Annotated in this window: 13 protein-coding genes and 1 tRNA gene; 7 read left to right on the top strand and 7 right to left on the bottom strand. The window is 60.5% G+C overall.

Annotated features, from left to right (window positions below; translation table 11 throughout):
• Positions 1-31: 31 nt before the first annotated feature.
• From iolE to FFM53_RS05540, 4 genes are all read right to left on the bottom strand, one after another.
• The gene (iolE, locus tag FFM53_RS05555; protein ID WP_138328417.1) at positions 32-952 is read right to left on the bottom strand and encodes a myo-inosose-2 dehydratase; all 921 of its coding nucleotides are present in this window, start codon (positions 950-952) and stop codon (positions 32-34) included.
• A 168-nt stretch (positions 953-1,120) separates the two neighbouring features.
• Positions 1,121-2,971: a 3D-(3,5/4)-trihydroxycyclohexane-1,2-dione acylhydrolase (decyclizing) gene (gene iolD, locus FFM53_RS05550; RefSeq protein ID WP_138387666.1), complete on the bottom strand. Its 1,851-nt coding sequence runs from the start codon at positions 2,969-2,971 to the stop codon at positions 1,121-1,123.
• Positions 2,972-3,172: 201 nt separating this feature from the next.
• Entirely contained in the window at positions 3,173-5,107 is a 1,935-nt protein-coding gene (locus FFM53_RS05545) for a bifunctional 5-dehydro-2-deoxygluconokinase/5-dehydro-2-deoxyphosphogluconate aldolase (protein ID WP_138387665.1), read from the bottom strand.
• A gap of 92 nt (positions 5,108-5,199) precedes the next feature.
• Entirely contained in the window at positions 5,200-6,075 is an 876-nt protein-coding gene (locus tag FFM53_RS05540; protein ID WP_029871480.1) for a MurR/RpiR family transcriptional regulator, read from the bottom strand.
• A 207-nt stretch (positions 6,076-6,282) separates the two neighbouring features.
• Between FFM53_RS05540 and FFM53_RS05535 the strand changes: the two genes are divergently transcribed.
• The 4 genes from FFM53_RS05535 (at position 6,283) to FFM53_RS05520 (ending at position 10,523) form a co-directional block, all read left to right on the top strand.
• On the top strand, positions 6,283-7,398 hold the full coding sequence (locus FFM53_RS05535) for a Gfo/Idh/MocA family protein (RefSeq protein WP_138387664.1): 1,116 nt from the start codon (positions 6,283-6,285) through the stop codon (positions 7,396-7,398).
• Between the two features lie 87 nt (positions 7,399-7,485).
• The gene (locus tag FFM53_RS05530; protein ID WP_138387663.1) at positions 7,486-8,703 is read left to right on the top strand and encodes an NAD(P)/FAD-dependent oxidoreductase; all 1,218 of its coding nucleotides are present in this window, start codon (positions 7,486-7,488) and stop codon (positions 8,701-8,703) included.
• Between the two features lie 169 nt (positions 8,704-8,872).
• Positions 8,873-8,963: transfer RNA gene (locus FFM53_RS05525), tRNA-Ser, on the top strand.
• Between the two features lie 552 nt (positions 8,964-9,515).
• Complete coding sequence (locus tag FFM53_RS05520) at positions 9,516-10,523, top strand: porin (protein ID WP_138328411.1); 1,008 nt, start codon at positions 9,516-9,518, stop codon at positions 10,521-10,523.
• Between the two features lie 100 nt (positions 10,524-10,623).
• Here the strand turns inward: FFM53_RS05520 and FFM53_RS05515 are convergent, their stop codons facing one another.
• Positions 10,624-11,520, bottom strand: a complete 897-nt coding sequence (locus tag FFM53_RS05515; RefSeq protein WP_138387662.1) for an alpha/beta fold hydrolase — start codon at positions 11,518-11,520, stop codon at positions 10,624-10,626.
• Positions 11,521-11,585: 65 nt separating this feature from the next.
• Entirely contained in the window at positions 11,586-13,661 is a 2,076-nt protein-coding gene (locus FFM53_RS05510; RefSeq protein WP_138387661.1) for a lytic transglycosylase domain-containing protein, read from the bottom strand.
• A gap of 214 nt (positions 13,662-13,875) precedes the next feature.
• Between FFM53_RS05510 and dapA the strand changes: the two genes are divergently transcribed.
• On the top strand, positions 13,876-14,760 hold the full coding sequence (dapA, locus tag FFM53_RS05505) for a 4-hydroxy-tetrahydrodipicolinate synthase (protein ID WP_138387660.1): 885 nt from the start codon (positions 13,876-13,878) through the stop codon (positions 14,758-14,760).
• Between the two features lie 212 nt (positions 14,761-14,972).
• Positions 14,973-15,452 carry an SsrA-binding protein SmpB gene (gene smpB, locus FFM53_RS05500; protein WP_003558077.1) on the top strand — a complete coding sequence of 160 codons (480 nt, stop codon included), beginning with the start codon at positions 14,973-14,975 and terminating at the stop codon, positions 15,450-15,452.
• 65 nt (positions 15,453-15,517) lie between these two features.
• Here smpB and FFM53_RS05495 read toward each other — a convergent pair whose 3' ends face one another.
• Entirely contained in the window at positions 15,518-16,099 is a 582-nt protein-coding gene (locus FFM53_RS05495; RefSeq protein WP_003558079.1) for a LabA-like NYN domain-containing protein, read from the bottom strand.
• Between the two features lie 297 nt (positions 16,100-16,396).
• Between FFM53_RS05495 and rpoZ the strand changes: the two genes are divergently transcribed.
• Positions 16,397-16,801, top strand: coding sequence for a DNA-directed RNA polymerase subunit omega (gene rpoZ / locus FFM53_RS05490; RefSeq protein WP_003558080.1), 405 nt, complete (start codon positions 16,397-16,399; stop codon positions 16,799-16,801).
• Positions 16,802-16,853: the final 52 nt, after the last annotated feature.

The raw sequence follows: 16,853 nt of genomic DNA, 5'->3' as shown, positions 1-16,853 counted from the left end.
CTTGTGGAAAGAATCTCCGGACAAACAGTTTTTACGATCCCTTGGGGAAGCCTTCCGTTTCCACGGTATAGCCCGCAGCCGTCATGACGCGCATCAACTCGGCGTGACCGATCTCGGCCATTTTCTGCGGCGGGGCCTTTCGCGGATCCTGTTCGGCCTCGACGACGAACCAGCCTTCATAGCCGTGATCGGCCAGCCGCTGGACGATGGCGGCGAAATCGAGCGAGCCGTCGCCAGGCACCGTGAAGGCGCCAAGCGCCACCGCATCGAGGAAGGACTGCCGGCTGCGATCCAGCCCATCCACCACAGGTTTGCGGATGTCCTTGACGTGAACATGGTTGATACGGGCGTGGTGGTTGCCGATGGCGCGCAGCACGTCGCCGCCGGCAAAGGCGAGATGGCCGGCATCGAGCAGCAGCGGGATGCCTTCGCCCGAATGGCGCATGAAGGCGTCGAGTTCCGGCTCGGTTTCGACCACGGCCGCCATGTGGTGGTGATAGGAAAGCGGCATGCCCTGCTCGGCGCACCATTCCCCGAATTCCGTGACGCGACGCGCATAGGCCTTCATCTCGTCATCTGAGAGGCGCGGCTTGGTCGCGAGCGGCTTGGAGCGGTCGCCCTGGATGGAGCGACCGACTTCGCCATAAACGATGCAAGGTGCATTGACCGCCTTGAACAGCGCGATCATCGGCGCGATGCGGTCCTTGTTGGCGGCAAGCTCCTCATTGACCAGCGTGCCGGAGAACCAGCCACCGCACAGCGTCACGTCGGCGGTGCGCAGGATCGGGAGCATCTCTTCCGGATTGCTAGGGAAACGGCGGCCTTGCTCCATGCCGGTGAAACCGGCGCTGCGCGATTGCCGCAGGCATTCCTCGAGGGACACATCGTCGCTGAGCTCAGGAAGATCGTCGTTCCACCAGGCGATGGGCGACATGCCGAGTTTGGCCTTCATCAACATTCTCCTTAAAAGCATTGCGGAAGAGCCGGGGCGCTCTTCCGAGAAATGGTAGCACTACAGCGCCGCGCGTCTTTTCAGACGCGCAAAGGACGCTGTAGCACTTCGAATTGCTGCATAATTTTGTCCTTAAATCGATCCCGATTTAAGGAATTATGCAGTAGATTAACCGATGCGCTGGGCGGCGCGTGCTTCGACGTAGCCCTTGCGCGCTTCGTTGACCTCTTCGCGCGGGCTGACCTCAGGCACCGCGACATCCCACCAGTGGCCGCCGGCCTCCGTGGTGATCAGCGGATCGGTGTCGATGACGAAGACCGAGGTGCGGTCGTTCTTCTTGGAGGCGGCGAGCGCCTGCTCCAGCTCCACGATCGAGGCGACCTTGACGGCGATGGCGCCCATGCTTTCGGCATGCGCGCGGAAATCGATCTCCGGCATCACCTCGTGATAGGAGTCCTTCAGCAGATTGTTGAAGTTGGCGCCGCCGGTTCCCATCTGCAATCGGTTGATGCAGCCGTAACCGCGATTGTCGAGCACGACGATGTTGAGCTTGAGGCCGAGCATGACCGAGGTGGCGAGCTCGGAATTCATCATCATGTAGGAACCGTCGCCGACCATGACGACGACATCCCGTTCGGGACGCGCCATCTTGGCACCGAGCCCGCCGGCGATTTCGTAGCCCATGCAGGAAAAACCGTATTCCATGTGATAGCTGCCCGGCGCCGTCGCCGGCCAGAGCTTGTGCAATTCGCCCGGAAGGCCGCCTGCAGCACAAAGAACCGTCGTATTCTCGCCGCCGATCGTGCGCGCCACCGCGCCGATCACCTGCGCATCGGAGGGCAGGGCGGCATTGGTGGTTGCCATCGCCTTGGCGGCGGCCTCCAGCCAGATTTTTTTCTCTAAAGATGCCTTTTCTGCAAGCGCTGCCGGCGCCTTCCAGGCGGAAAGCCCGGCCGAAAGCGCCTTCAGCCCTTCGCGCGCATCGGCCACCAGCGGATGACTGTCGTGCTTCACCGCGTCATAGGCGGCGATATTGAGGCCGATCATCTTGAGGCTGTCGTTCTTGAACAGCGCCCAGGAGCCCGTGGTGAAATCCTGGCAGCGCGTGCCGACGGCGATGACGAGGTCCGTCTCTTCGGCGATTGCATTCGCCGCCGAGGTGCCGGTGACGCCGACCGAACCAAGCGCCAGCGGATGGTTCTCGTTGATCGACGATTTGCCCGCCTGGCTGACGACGACCGGAATGCCGTGGGCCTCGGCAAAGGCGGCAAGCTCCTTCGTCGCCTGCGAATAAAGCACGCCGCCGCCGGCAACGATCACCGGCTTCTGCGACGCCTTGATCAGCGCGATGGCATTCGCCAGCTCGTCCGCATCCGGCTGCGGCCGGCGGGTCGTCCAGACTTTTTCATCGAACAGGCTTTCCGGATAATCATAGGCTTCTGCCTGAACGTCCTGGCAGAGCGACAGTGTCACCGGGCCGCAATCGAGCGGATCGGTCAGGACCTGCATGGCGCGCTTCAGCGCCGAGATGATCTGCTCGGGCCGGGTGATGCGGTCGAAATAGCGCGAAACCGAACGGAAGGCATCATTGGCCGAAACCGTGCCGTCGCCGAAATCCTCGATCTGCTGCAGCACCGGATCCGGCGCACGGTTGGCGAAGACGTCGCCCGGCAGGAAGAGAACGGGAATACGATTGACATGCGCCACGCCGGCGGCCGTCACCATGTTCAGCGCGCCCGGACCGATCGAGCTCGTGCAGGCCATGAAGCGCGTGCGGAAATTCGCTTTGGCATAGGCGATCGCGGCATGCGCCATGCCCTGTTCGTTGTGGGCGCGATAGGTCGTCAATTCGCCGCGCACCTGATAGAGCGCCTCGCCGATGCCGGCGACGTTGCCGTGACCGAAGATCGCCCAGACGCCACCGAAGATCGGCACTTTCTTGCCGTCGACGATCGTCATCTGTACTTTCAGGAAATGCGCGACGGCTTGTGCCATCGTCAACCGTATCGTCTTGCCCATCGGGTCCTCCCGCAATCTTTCTTTTCGCGTTTTCCCCTCCCCAACCCCTCCCCACAAGGGGGAAGGCTAACCTGCCGGGCTCTCTACATTCTCGCCGCAACGTCTCCTCCAAAAAGAAGCTTGCTGATGGCGTGAGGCGGTGCTCCGGGTAAGTCCCTTCCCCTTGTGGGGAGGGGTTGGGGAGGGGGCTTAATTCTAAGTCTACGGATGTCCGCGCGTCTTCAGCCACGCCTCTGTCAGTTGCCGGAAGCGGCCGGCCATGTCGGCGATCGCTTCCTCGTCGTTCATTTCGCCTGAAAGCCAGGCGCGCGCCGGATCGGCAAAGATCGTCCGGCCGACGGCGAAACCCTTCACGGAGGGAGCTGCCAGCGTCGCCTCGAAGCAGGAAATCAGCTCGTCGGCAGGCGCCTCGAGCCCCAGGAGCACGATACCGCGGCACCATGGATCATTTTTGGCGATCACTGCATCGATCTTCTTCCAGGCTTCACGGGATGCTTGCGGCTCCAGCTTCCACCAGTCCGGCTTGATGCCGAGCGCATAGAGCTCCTCCAGCGCTGTCGCGATCGTATTGTCGGTCAGCGGCCCGTTCTTGCCGGCGATGATCTCCACCAGCAGCTCGCGGCCGACCTTGCGGGCGGCCTCGAACAGCGTCCGCAGCTTCTCCTGCTGCTCCGTCTTCAATTCAGCCGGATCATCAGGATGATAGAAGCACAGGCATTTGATGCAATGTCCGAGCGGCCATTCCACAAGCTGCGAGCCGATATCCTGGCTGAATTCGAAGCGCAGCGGCTTCGAGCCCGGCAATTCCACCGGCCGGCCGATCCAGGAGAAATTCTTTGTCGCCGCATCGAAGAAAGCGTCGCGGCCGAAGCGTTCGTCGATCAGCATGCCGTAGCCGTCGCGGCCGTTCGAAACCCGCGCCGCTGCCGCCACCGCCAGCCGCTTGAAGGCGACAATCTTCTCATGGCCGACGCCGAGCTCATCGGCGACGCTGACGAGTTGCGAACGGTGGTCGATCGCCAGCGCCATCAAAAGCGGGATTTCGCCGCGCCGGGTCGATGCCCAGTGGATATGGTTGAGCGCCTCGTCCTTGCGCAGCGCCCGGTGTTTGCTGCCGGTCGTCAGGAAGAGGTCGAGTTCCGCCCAGGTCGGATATTCCGGCGAGCAGAGCAGGCGGGAGACGGCGAAGGCGCCGCAGGCATTGGCCCAGGTGGCGCAGGTCTTCAGCGGCTCGTCGCGCAGGAAACCGCGCAGGAAGCCGGACATGAAGGCATCGCCGGCGCCGAGCACGTTGAAGACTTCGATCGGGAAACCCTGGCCGATGATGCCGGCTTCGAGATCGTCGGCGATCGGCCCGTCATAGACGATGCAGCCCATGGCGCCGCGCTTCAAGACGATCGTCGCCGGTGACAGGCGGCGGATCTCCTTCAGCGCGCCGAGCACGTCGTCGGCGCCGGAAGCGATCAGGATTTCTTCTTCGGTGCCGACGATGAGATCGCAGTCGGGCAGCGTCTCCTTCATCTTCGAGGAGACCCGGTCGGATTTCACATAGCGCTCGAAGCCTTCCGCATGGCCGGCAAGGCCCCAGAGGTTCGGCCGGTAATCGATATCGAAGATCACCTTGCGGCCGTTCGCCTTGGCGATGCGGATAGCCTTGCGTTGCGCGGCTTCGGTATTCGGCCGTGAGAAATGTGTGCCGGAAACGAGAACGGCGCGCGACGATCTGATGAAATCCTCGTCGATATCGCCTTCATCGAGCGCCATGTCGGCGCAGTCCGACCGATAGAAGATCATCGGCGACACACCCTCGGCCTCGACCGCCAGCAGCACCAGCGCCGTCAGCCGCTCCTTGTCGGTGACGATGCCGTCTGTCGCGACACCTTCGCGCGCCGACTGCTCGCGGATGAAGCGTCCCATCTGCTCGTCGCCGACGCGAGTGATGAGGCCGGATTTGAGGCCGAGCCGCGCCGTGCCGATGGCGATATTGGCCGGGCAGCCACCGACGGACTTGGCGAAGGAGCCGATATCCTCCAGCCGCGAACCGATCTGCTGGCCGTAAAGATCGACCGAGGAACGGCCGATGGTGATCACATCAAGCGCCGGCTCCGGCTGTGAACCCGGATTCGATTGTACCATGATGTCCTCCCGCTAGATTTTGCGCGGCTTCCAGTGCCTGCGAATTTTCAATAATGAAACATCGGTTCCGATATTTTGTCAATTCGGAATGTTTATTCCATTTTGCCTTTTGCAGCTTTTGACTGCTGATCCTTGCGCCGCCGTTCGGCGATTGCAACCGGCAGTGCCATGGTGAGCGCCATCGAGGCAGAAAGCGAGCGGAAGCCGGCGAAATCGGCCTCCGCCACCTCGAACCAGTGCGTGGCGCAGGCGGCCAGCGGCGAGAAAGCCGAATCGGTGATCGCGATGACGGGGACGCCGCGGTCGGCAAGCTCCTGGCTCTGGCTGAGGCTGTCGGCCGCATAGGGCGAGAAGCTCGCCGCGATCGCTGCATCCTTCGGTGATGCGAACTGCACCATTTCAGGGTCGACGCCGTTCGGCGAGGCGACGATCTGGTGGCGGATATTGAGCTTGGAAAAAGCGTAGGTCATGTGCGCCGTCAAAGGGTAGGAGCGCCGTTTGGCGATCAGATAGATCGTCTCGGCGCTGGCAAGGATATTCACAGCTTTGGTGAAAGTATCGCTCTGTACCGTCGCCGCCAGCCGGTTGACCGATTGACTTGCCGCGGCAATGAAGCCGGAGAGCAGATTGGCGTCCTCATCGTCGCCGCTGGATTGCTCCAGCGTGACCAGCCGCTCTTCATAGCTCAGCGTCCTGTCGCGCAACCTTTCGCGAAAGATGCTCTGCAGGTCGGAAAAGCCTCCGTAACCCAGATGATGCGCCAGGCGCACCAGCGTCGACGGCTGGACATCGGAGGCGGCCGCGATGCTCGCCGTCGTTCCGAAGGCGATCTCGTCGGGATTGCCGAGCGCGAAGGCGGCGACCTGCGCCAGCCGCTTCGGCATGCTCGCCTTGCGCTCGATGATGGTGCTGCGCAGGCTTTCGAAATCGCGCGGCACACGCGCGTGCCTCTGGGGATCGTTATCCATGCTTGTGGCTCACGAGATGAAACAAATATTCCATATTGTCGAACATAAACGATTTCAAACGACACCGCTAATTGTTTTTAATCCACTGTAATTGAAGGCTTTTGAACAGTATCTTCGGGAAATATGCAGAAATGCCTGCGACTAGGTCCCTTGTCAAAATGATCCAAATATTCCAAAAATCCGCGCGCAGCTCTGGAGGAGACGGAAATGAAGCCACTCGGCATCGGTTTGATCGGCACCGGTTATATGGGCAAGTGCCATGCATTGGCGTGGAATGCGGTGAAGACGGTGTTCGGCGATGTCGAGCGTCCGCGTCTCGTGCATCTGGCCGAAGCCAATGCCGGGCTTGCCGAGGCTCGTGCCGGTGAATTCGGTTTCGAGAAGGCGACGGCCGACTGGCGGGCGCTGATTGCCGACCCCGCGGTCGACGTCGTCTCCGTCACCACGCCCAATCAGTTCCACGCCGAGATGGCGATTGCAGCCCTTGCGGCCGGCAAACATGTCTGGTGCGAAAAGCCGATGGCGCCGGCCTATGCCGATGCCGAGCGCATGCTGGAAACGGCGAAGAAATCAGGCAGGGTTGCCGCCCTTGGCTATAATTACATCCAGAATCCCGTCATGCGGCATATCAGGACGCTGATTGGCGAGGGCGCCATCGGCACGGTCAACCACATCCGCGTTGAGATGGACGAGGATTTCATGGCCGATCCCGATGTCTTCTTTTATTGGAAGAGCGAGCTTTCCGCCGGCTACGGCGCACTCGACGATTTCGCCGTGCATCCGCTGTCACTGCTCTGGTATCTCTTCGGCCATGTCGAGGCCGTCATAACGGATATGGTCAAACCCTATGCCGACCGCCCGCTGAGCGAGGGCGGTCGCCGTGCCGTCGAAAACCACGATGGCGCCAACGTGCTGATGCGGCTTGGCGGCGGTATCTCCGCCGTGCTGATGGCGAATCGCGCCGCCTGGGGTCGCAAGGGCCGCATTGCGCTGCAGATTTATGGCTCGACAGGCTCGATCGTCTACGACCAGGAGCGGATGAACGAATTCGAACTCTATCAGTGCGAGGGTCGTGGCTCCGAGCAGGGCTTCCGCAAGATACTGGCGGCACCCGCCCATCAGCCTTATGATCGGTTTATCCCGGCACCAGGCCACGGCCTCGGCTTCAACGATCTGAAGATCATCGAATGCCGTGAGCTGATCCGGGCAATATCAGGCGAGCCGTCGTCGATCGTGACATTCGAAGACGGTCTCAGGATAGAGAAGTCGGTGCATGCCATGGCACAGTCCTTCCACGAGCGCCGCTGGATCGAGATCGGCTGAATGTAAGAGGCCGCTTTCCGTTGACGGGGCGTGGGGTAGGGAATAGGCCTTGGCGTGGTTGTCGGGCGCAGCTTCAGGAGTGAGATCGTGACGGATAGACTGGTGATCATCGGCGCGGGACAGGCCGGTTTCGCATTGGCGGCCAAGCTGCGTGCGTTGAAGGATACGCGCCCGATCACCCTCATCGGCGCGGAAGACGTCGCCCCCTATCAGCGCCCGCCGCTCTCAAAGAAATACCTGCTCGGCGAAATGGCTTTCGACCGCCTGCTGTTCCGTGCCGAGCACTGGTATGCGGACAATGACGTCGACCTTCGCCTTTCGACCTGGGCCGAGCAGATCAAGCCGGACAGCAAGCAGGTTCTATTGCAGGACGGCTCCGTTCTTGATTACGGCACGCTGGCGCTCGCCACCGGCTCGACGCCGCGCCGGCTGCCGGCCGCAATCGGCGGCGATCTCGAAGGCGTCTATGTCGCCCGCGACAAGCGCGATGCCGATCTGCTCGCTGACGAGATGCGCCCCGGTCGCCGCGTCCTCATCATCGGTGGCGGTTATATCGGTCTCGAGGCGGCGGCCGTTGCCCGCCATCGCGGCCTGGAAGTCACCGTCATCGAGATGGCCGACCGCATCCTGCAGCGCGTCGCGGCGAAGGAGACCGCCGACATCATGCGCGTGATCCACGAGGCCCATGACGTGGTGATCCGCGAGAAGACAGGGCTCAAGCATCTGATCGGCAAGGATGGCCGCGTCACCGGCGCCGCACTTTCCGACGGATCGGTCATCGACATCGATTTCGCCGTCGTCGGTATCGGCGTTGCCCCGAACGATCAGCTTGCCAAGGAAGCCGACCTCGAAGTCGCCAACGGCATTGTCGTCGACGAATTCGCCCGCACCTCCGATCCGGCAATCTTTGCGGCTGGCGATTGCGCCGCACTTCCCTGGCAGGGCGGCCGCATCAGGCTCGAATCGGTGCAGAACGCCGTCGACCAGGCCGAAGCGGCGGCAGCCGTCATCGCCGGCGGCAGCGAGCCCTATGATCCGAAGCCGTGGTTCTGGTCCGACCAGTATGACGTCAAGCTGCAGATCGCCGGCTTCAATCTTGGTTATGACGAGACGCTGCTGCGCCCCGGCGCCCGCGAAGGCGCCCATTCGGTCTGGTACTTCAGGGAAGGCCGGCTGATCGCCGTCGATGCGATCAACGACGCGAAAGCCTATGTGACCGGCAAAAAACTGCTGGAATCCGGGACCAATCCCGACAAATCGATTCTCGCCGACCCCTCTGCTGACCTCAAGAGCCTGCTCAGCTGAGCTTGGCTTCTTCATCGAAGAGAACGAAGCGCGATCAAATTCCGCGGATTTTGCCAGGAAATGCGGTTTGTTGGCGCAACCGGCCGAATTGCAGCTCGCTGCATTTCTTCTGGTAAAAACTCAAAAAACCCTTGCATTCACAGACCGGTCACCATAGTTAGGCCGCACCGGAGAGGTGGCCGAGTGGTCGAAGGCGCTCCCCTGCTAAGGGAGTATACGTCAAAAGCGTATCGTGGGTTCGAATCCCATCTTCTCCGCCATCCCGATTTCTTAAGCGCGCATCGATCGTTAGTTTCTGGCCGGGAATCATGTTCGCTTAGTTGGCTAGGCCGCGCGACGAAAAAATCTCTCTGCCTCAAGCGAGAGAATCGCCCGCGGGAATCACCTCCCGCGCTCCAGCCACCAGCAGGGGCGAAAGCGGATCGGTGCACGTCGGGTTACGCTTCCCATGAATCCCCCGCAAGAGCCGCATTTTGTCGAAAAAGTGTCACGAATGTGTCGCAAAGCGCATGTCCAATCCTTTGCTGGTCTGACCTAAGCCTCCGCAAAATCAGGGTTTTCTTAACAAAGCATAAAGGAAATCGAGGCCGGTTGCCCGACTTGTGTCCTTTCAGCAACAGAATGTCGGGAAGGCTCCCTCAAATCACCCATCCGAGTAAGTTGGTGATTGCGTGACGGCTTCCGTCTTGTATTTTCAGCGTCGGAAGCAAGGGCGACTGATCGTCCACTTCTTGAAACACGGGGATGGGGCAGGGAACGCTGCTCAGCGAAAGATCCCAAACCCGATCGAAACTTTGAATTGGAGGTCATTTATGAACATCAAGAGCCTTCTTCTCGGCTCCGCTGCTGCTCTCGCAGTAGTTTCCGGTGCTCAGGCTGCTGACGCTATCGTTGCTGCCGAGCCGGAACCGGTTGAATATGTTCGCGTCTGCGACGCTTACGGCACCGGCTATTTCTACATCCCGGGCACCGAAACCTGCCTCAAGATCAACGGCTACGTCCGTTTCCAGGTCAACGTTGGCGAAGATGTCGGCGGCGATTCTGACTGGGATGCATTCACCCGCGGTCAGGTTCAGTTCACGGCAAAGAGCGACACCGAGTATGGTCCGCTGACCGGCGTCATCGTCATGCAGTTCAATGCTGACAATGCCACCGATCAGGCTGCTAAGCTCGACTCCGCTTACCTCGACATCGCCGGCTTCCGCGCTGGTCTGTTCTACAGCTGGTGGGACGATGGCCTCTCCGGCGAAACCGACGACATTGGCTCGCCGGTCACCCTGCATAACTCCATCCGTTATCAGTACGAAACCGACGCCTTCTACGCTGGCATCAGCGTCGATGAACTCGAAGACGGCTTCTACAAGACGGACGAAGAAGCCAACAACGTTGGTGTTGCAGTTGGTCTCGGCGGCAAGGCTGGTGCATTCAGCTACCAGATCACTGCCGGCTACGACGTCGACAACGAAGACGGTGCTGTCCGTGCAATGGGTACGGTTGACATCGGTCCTGGTACGCTCGGCCTCGCTGCCGTATACGCTACCGGCCCGAGCTCCTACTACACCAAGGCTGAATGGGCTATCGCTGCCGAATACGCGATCAAGGCAACCGACAAGCTCAAGATCACTCCTGGCGTCCAGTACTACAGCAACTACTACGTTGCTGGCGACGACTTCAGCGACGGCGATGCCTGGAAGGTTGGTCTGACGGTTGATTACCAGATCGTCGACAACTTCTACGCCAAGGCTTCGGTTCAGTACCTCGATCCGGAAGATGATGACGACACCACGGCTGGCTACTTCCGCCTGCAGCGTGCGTTCTAATCTGATCTGACTTCGGTCAATCAGGAAAGCCCGGCTCTCGAGCCGGGCTTTTTGTATTTGGACGAATGGCCCATTGTGTCAGTTGAGCAATTTCGCGAGGTTATCGGCAGGTGTCGAGAAAAACTCGAATTATCGTGGGAATATTGCCAAGATGCAGGAGCGGGGCGTGTCCTTGACCTTCGGCGGTATGAAGGATCATCCCAGAATGCCGCCGCGCCATTTCGCCGGCGCTTTCCAGTGAAAGCAGCGACGTATTTTCGCCGCGGATCAGCATGAGCGGCAACCGGCTCAGGCCTTCGAATTGCCCCCAGAGATCAGGCAGCGGCTGGCTGAAATCGATCGATTTTAGTGCCTCCGCGATCGCCGGGTCGAAGTCGGCGACCGGCCGTCCGCCGATATCGCGATAAAGGGCAAGCGCCATCTCGCGCCAATCTTCCTCTGCAAGCGCGGTAAACGACGCGCCATGATTTTCCTTCAATATATCAGCCGCCTCGTTCCAGTCCGCCGGCTTCCTGCCGCAGTTGAGGTAATCGCGGATCCGCGCCAGCCCCTCCGCCTCGAGCACAGGCCCGATATCGTTGAGGATGACGGCTTCGAGAAGATCCGGCCGTGTCGCCGCGATCAGATGCAGGATCAGCCCGCCCCGCGACGTGCCGACGAAGATCGCCCGCTCGATGCCGAGCGCTTCGCAGGCGGCAAGGACGTCGCCGGCCTCGATGGCGAGATTGTAGTTCGCCTTGTTCTCATCCCATGCCGAGTTTCCCCGTCCGCGCGAATCGAGCGCAATCACCCTGCGAGGCATTGTTGTGTCCCGGGAGAGAAGCAGCGCAAGCGGATGAAAATCCCGTGTATTGCGGGTCAGGCCGGGCAGGCAGATCACCGGCAGCCGTCCGGCGGTTACCGCCTGGTCTGGTTGGTAGTCGCGGGCATAAAGCCTCAACCCATCAGAAGACGTGAAAAATCGTTCCTGGAAACCGTCTGCATCCGTATCCGGCATCGCATCCCTCGAGACCTGTTTGATCCCGAAGATGTAGCTTGCTTTTCAATCCGCGCCAAATGGCTTCAGGAGGCGCTTCGTCCGCCGATCAGGTCGCGCTCGATATCGGTGGGTTGGCCGAGACGGGCTTTATAAACCTCGTAATTCTCCATCACCCGCTGCACATAGTTGCGCGTTTCGGGGAAGGGGATGCGCTCGATCCAGTCGACGATCTCGTCGATCGGCCTGCCGCGCGGATCACCGTAGCGGCCGATCCATTCCGGCACCCGCTTCGGCCCGGCATTATAGGCAATGAAGGTGAGGATATAGGAGCCGCCGAAGGCGTCGATCTGCTCGCCGAGATAATGGGCACCGAGTGTCGCGTTATAGCCGGCATCGGCCGTTAGCTTGTCCTTGGAAAAGGCGATGTTGTGGCGCTTGGCCACTGCCTGGGCCGTTCCCGGCAGAAGCTGCAGCAGGCCGCGCGCGTTCGCCGCCGATACGGCGGCCGGGTTGAAGGCGCTTTCCTGCCGGGCGATGGCATAGGCAAGCGCCTTGCCGGAGCCCGTTATATTGGCGTTCGCCGGGATCACGCCGACCGGAAAGGCAAGCGCTGCGACATCGATGCCGCGTCCATAGGCGATCTTGCCGATCTGCAGCGAGAGATGATGATCGCCGGATTGCTCGGCCCGTGCCGCAAGGACAGCCAATTCGCCGGGGCTTTGCAGTTGATCGGCGAGCGCGAGATAGAGAATGGTGGCCCGCCATCCATGGCCGGCGGCCTCCAGCCGGGCGATCGCCTGCACGGCTTCGCGTGCCTGGAAGCGCTGCCGGTCGGCCGTGCTGGGTGCGGGATAGGTGACATTAAGCGTCTTTCGCCCCAGCCTTTCGGCCGCGAGCTGTCCATAGAAGGTGCCGGGAAAATTCGCGGCCTTCGCATAGAATTCGCTGGATTTGCCGGGGCCTCCGGCCTCCGCTGCTCGTCCCAGCCAATACCAGGCGCGTGAAACCGAGATCGGTCCGTTTGATGTCTGCAGGATCTTGCGGAAATGTCTTTCCGCCGTTGCCGGGTCCTGGAGGCCGCGAAGCGCGTACCATCCGGCATGGAATTCAGCCTCGACGATATCCGTCGGGCTCGTTGCGGCGTAGTTTGCGACGATGCGATAGGCAGGCTTGAACTGTCCCTGGTCGACGAGACCACGGCTGATGATGCGCTGCTCGTTCCACCATTCGCCGGAATTGACGAGTTCGCTGCGCTCGGGCGGCATCTGCTCCAGAAGCACAGCCGCTTCGGCATATTTGTCTTGCTTGCGCAGATATTCGATCCGCGCAAACAGCAGGCCGGCATCGCCGCGCCATTTCGCATCGACGGCGTTGAGCAAGGCGCCGGCATTGCCGGCTTTGGCGTCGACGGCAGCCCAGGCCGTGTAGAGCGACTGCACCTGGCCCATGTCTCCGAAGCGCTTGGCCTGCGCCACCCGGCCGCGATACATCAGATAGTCCATCCGCGCCTTATGGTCGGCAGGCGTCAACAGCGCGGAAAACTCGATGAGGATCTTGTCCTCGATCGCCTTGTCGAGAGCCTCTCCGCGCCAGACCTTGCGGATATATTTTGCCGCCTGCGCCTGCTTGCCTGACGCAACCAGCGCCCGGCCGAGGATGACGGCGCCCTGCGTCGTCTCGGGCGCGGTATCGCCGAAGGCGGCGAGCACGGCGGAAGGGGCGGGATTTTCGTCATAGATCGCGCGTTCGGAAAAGGCGCGCAGCCGCGAAAGTCCCGGCCAGCTCTTGAGCTCTTGCGCGGCGCTGGCGATTTCAAAGGAGGGAACACCCTTCAACCCGGAAACGGCGATCGCCCAGGTGAGGATATGGCGGTCGAGCGTCCCGTCGCGCATGCTGTCGCGGATCGAAAGTGCCAGCTGCGGGTCCTTGTCGGAAAGCGCGTCGAGGCCGGCTTTCAGGTCGCCGTTGACGGGCGCGATGGCCGGATTGCGCGGAATGGCGCCTGTCGTGATCGATTCCGGTATGGCTGTTTCGGGAATGAAGCCGAGCGGCTTGACGGCAGGCATGGCAGTGCTCTCGCCGGGAAGCGGCGACGCAACACTGCTCCACGCGGCGGCAATGAAGCCGAAGGCGGACAGAATCAGGACAGCTTTCTTCATCCGGGATCTCGCAACGAAAACACGCCCTGCCATTTGGCTAGAGGCATCTTAACGAAACCTTACCGTACCAGGTAAAATTCATTCACATCTGCTATCGGAATTTGCCCTAAACCGAACTCTGCGCGCTTGTCGCGATGATTTCGGCGCTCTATGGTGCGCAACTCATATTCATGGAATGCGGCCGAAGCAAGGATTTGGTCGTGAGGAGCTTTGCATGTTCAATGGGTCCATTCCCGCCCTCGTCACCCCCTTCACGGATGCCGGACTGATCGACGAAGACAGCTTCGCCGCTCATGTCGACTGGCAGATCAAGGAAGGCAGCGGTGGTCTCGTTCCGGTCGGCACGACCGGCGAATCCCCGACGCTGTCGCATGCCGAGCACAAACGGGTGGTGGAGCTCTGCATCGAGGTTGCCGCAAAACGCGTTCCCGTCATGGCCGGCGCAGGCTCGAACAATACGCGTGAAGCGATCGAGCTAGCCCTGCATGCCGAAAAGGTCGGTGCGAACGCCGTTCTGGTCGTCACCCCCTATTACAACAAGCCGACGCAGAAGGGTTTGATCGCGCATTTTTCGGCGATCGCCGAGGCCGTCGATCTGCCGATCTATATCTATAACATCCCCGGTCGCTCGGTGGTCGACATGACACCGGAAACGATGGGTGCGCTCGCCAAGGCGCATAGGAATATCGTCGGCGTCAAGGATGCGACGGGCAAGATCGAGCGCGTCTCCGAACAGCGTATCACCTGCGGCGCGGATTTCAGGCAGTTATCCGGCGAGGATGCGACGGCGCTCGGCTTCAACGCCCATGGCGGCGTCGGCTGTATTTCGGTAACGGCCAATGTCGCCCCACGCCTCTGCGCCGACTTCCAGGCGGCAACGCTGGCAGGCGACTATGCCCGCGCCCTGGAGTATCAGGATCGGCTGATGCCGCTGCACAAGGCGATCTTCCTTGAGCCAGGTCTTTGCGGCGCCAAATACGGGCTCTCCAAACTTGGCCGGATGAGCCGCAACGTTCGCTCGCCGCTGCTTTCGACGCTGGAGCCGGCAACCGAATCGGCGATCGACGCCGCGATGCGCCATGCAGGCCTGCTGAACTGACGAGACCGGCCGTCTTCACAAGACGGGGTCTCTCCCTTACATAAAGGGCAAGGAATGAGGGTGCGGCTTTTCGCGCCCTAGATCCGGATGATTTTAGGCCTGACTGGCCTGAAATCTGAATCCGGATCTACATCAAAGAAATAGAGCATGATGGCACCCGAAAACCGCTCACACTTTTCGGCATCATGCTCGGAAGCAATTGGAATATCGTCATGGCCCCCAAAGGCAGCCAGCGCGTGGTGAACAAGATCGTGGCCGAAAACCGCAAGGCCCGCTTCAACTACGAGATCATCGATACTTACGAGGCGGGCATCGTGCTGATGGGCACGGAGGTCAAGTCGCTGCGCGAAGGCAAGGCCAATATCGCCGAATCCTACGCCTCGGATGAGGGCGGCGAGATCTGGCTGATCAATTCCTATCTGCCGGAATATCTGCAGGCCAACCGCTTCAATCACGAGCCGCGCCGGCGCCGCAAGCTGCTGCTGTCGGGCCGTGAAATCCATCGTCTGCGCTCTGCCATCAACCGCGAAGGCATGACGCTGATCCCGCTGAAGATCTATTTCAACGATCGCGGTCGGGCGAAGATGGAACTGGCGCTCGCCAAGGGTAAGAAATTGCACGACAAGCGCGAATCCGAGAAGGAGCGCGATTGGAACCGGCAGAAGAGCCGCCTGCTGAAGGCTCATGGCTGACCGCGCTGCCATGGTTTATGATCACGTCCTGATTGTCGCGGCCACTCCGGTTCGGGATGGAGAGGTCAATCCTCGAGATCGCTGACCGGGGCAACTTCGGCCGGGCGTGGCGCCCGCTCGGAGGGATCACGACCGATTTCAGCCTTCAGAGACAAGAGATCGATGAAATGATCGGCCTGTCGGCGCAGGTCGTCGGCGATCATCGGCGGCTGGGTCGCCATGGTCGAGATCACCGAGACCTTGCGACCTCTGCGCTGCAACGCCTCGACCAGGTTCGTGAAATCACCGTCGCCCGAGAAGATGACGAGATGATCGACCGTTTCGGACTGCTCCATGGCGTCGATGGCAAGCTCGATGTCCATGTTGCCTTTGATCTTTCGGCGGCCCATGGAATCTGTGAATTCCTTGGCGGGCTTGGTGACGACTTTGTAGCCGTTGTAGTCGAGCCAGTCGATCAGCGGCCGGATCGATGAATATTCCTGATCTTCGATCAGAGCGGTATAATAATACGCGCGCAGCAGATATCCGCGTTTCTGGAATGCTTTCAAGAGCTTGCGGTAATCGATGTCAAAGCCGAGGCTCTTGGATGCAGCGTAGAGATTGGCGCCGTCAATGAAGAGTGCAATTTTTTCGCGTGGGTCAAACATCGCTTACCAATCCAATGAGAGCAATCGAAATCCGCATGGGACAAACTTAAATAAAAACAATAGCTTGTGTTTCGATTTCGATCCGGTCCTTACTTTATGAATTATTCATATATGAAAGATTTAGGGCACGATTCGACATATTCCAAGCAACCTTCGGTGGAATTATGACATTCTCCATGGGAATCTAGCTCAGCCGCGGATAAAGACGAGGGGAGCCGGAATGAAAAACTTGTATTTGCCCGGTTTTAATTGTATCGGGCGTGTTAATCCCGAAATGACGACCGTAAAGGACAGGCAATGGCCCGTGTCACAGTTGAAGATTGCATCGACAAGGTGGAGAACCGCTTCGAGCTGGTTCTGCTCGCCAGCCACCGCGCCCGGCTGATTTCCCAGGGTGCCTCGATCACCATCGATCGCGATAACGACAAGAATCCTGTGGTGGCCTTGCGCGAAATTGCCGATGAGACGCTTTCGCCCGATGACCTCAAGGAAGATCTGATCCATTCGCTGCAAAAGCATGTCGAAGTCGACGAACCCGAGCCCGATCCGGCAAGCATGATCGCCGCCGGCGGTGTCGCCGCAGCCGACAGCGAAGAGCAGGACGATGTGCCGGAGACGATCACTTTCGACCAGATGTCGGAAGAAGAGCTGCTTGCCGGCATCGAAGGCCTCGTGCCGCCGGAAAAGAGCGACGATTACTAAGCGCGCCGGCTGAATCTCTCGTCGCATCGGTCAGATGCGACCCTGAAAAAGC

Source organism: Rhizobium indicum, from assembly GCF_005862305.2.
Classification (GTDB): domain Bacteria; phylum Pseudomonadota; class Alphaproteobacteria; order Rhizobiales; family Rhizobiaceae; genus Rhizobium; species Rhizobium indicum.
This window is presented reverse-complemented; position numbering and strand designations above follow the sequence as displayed.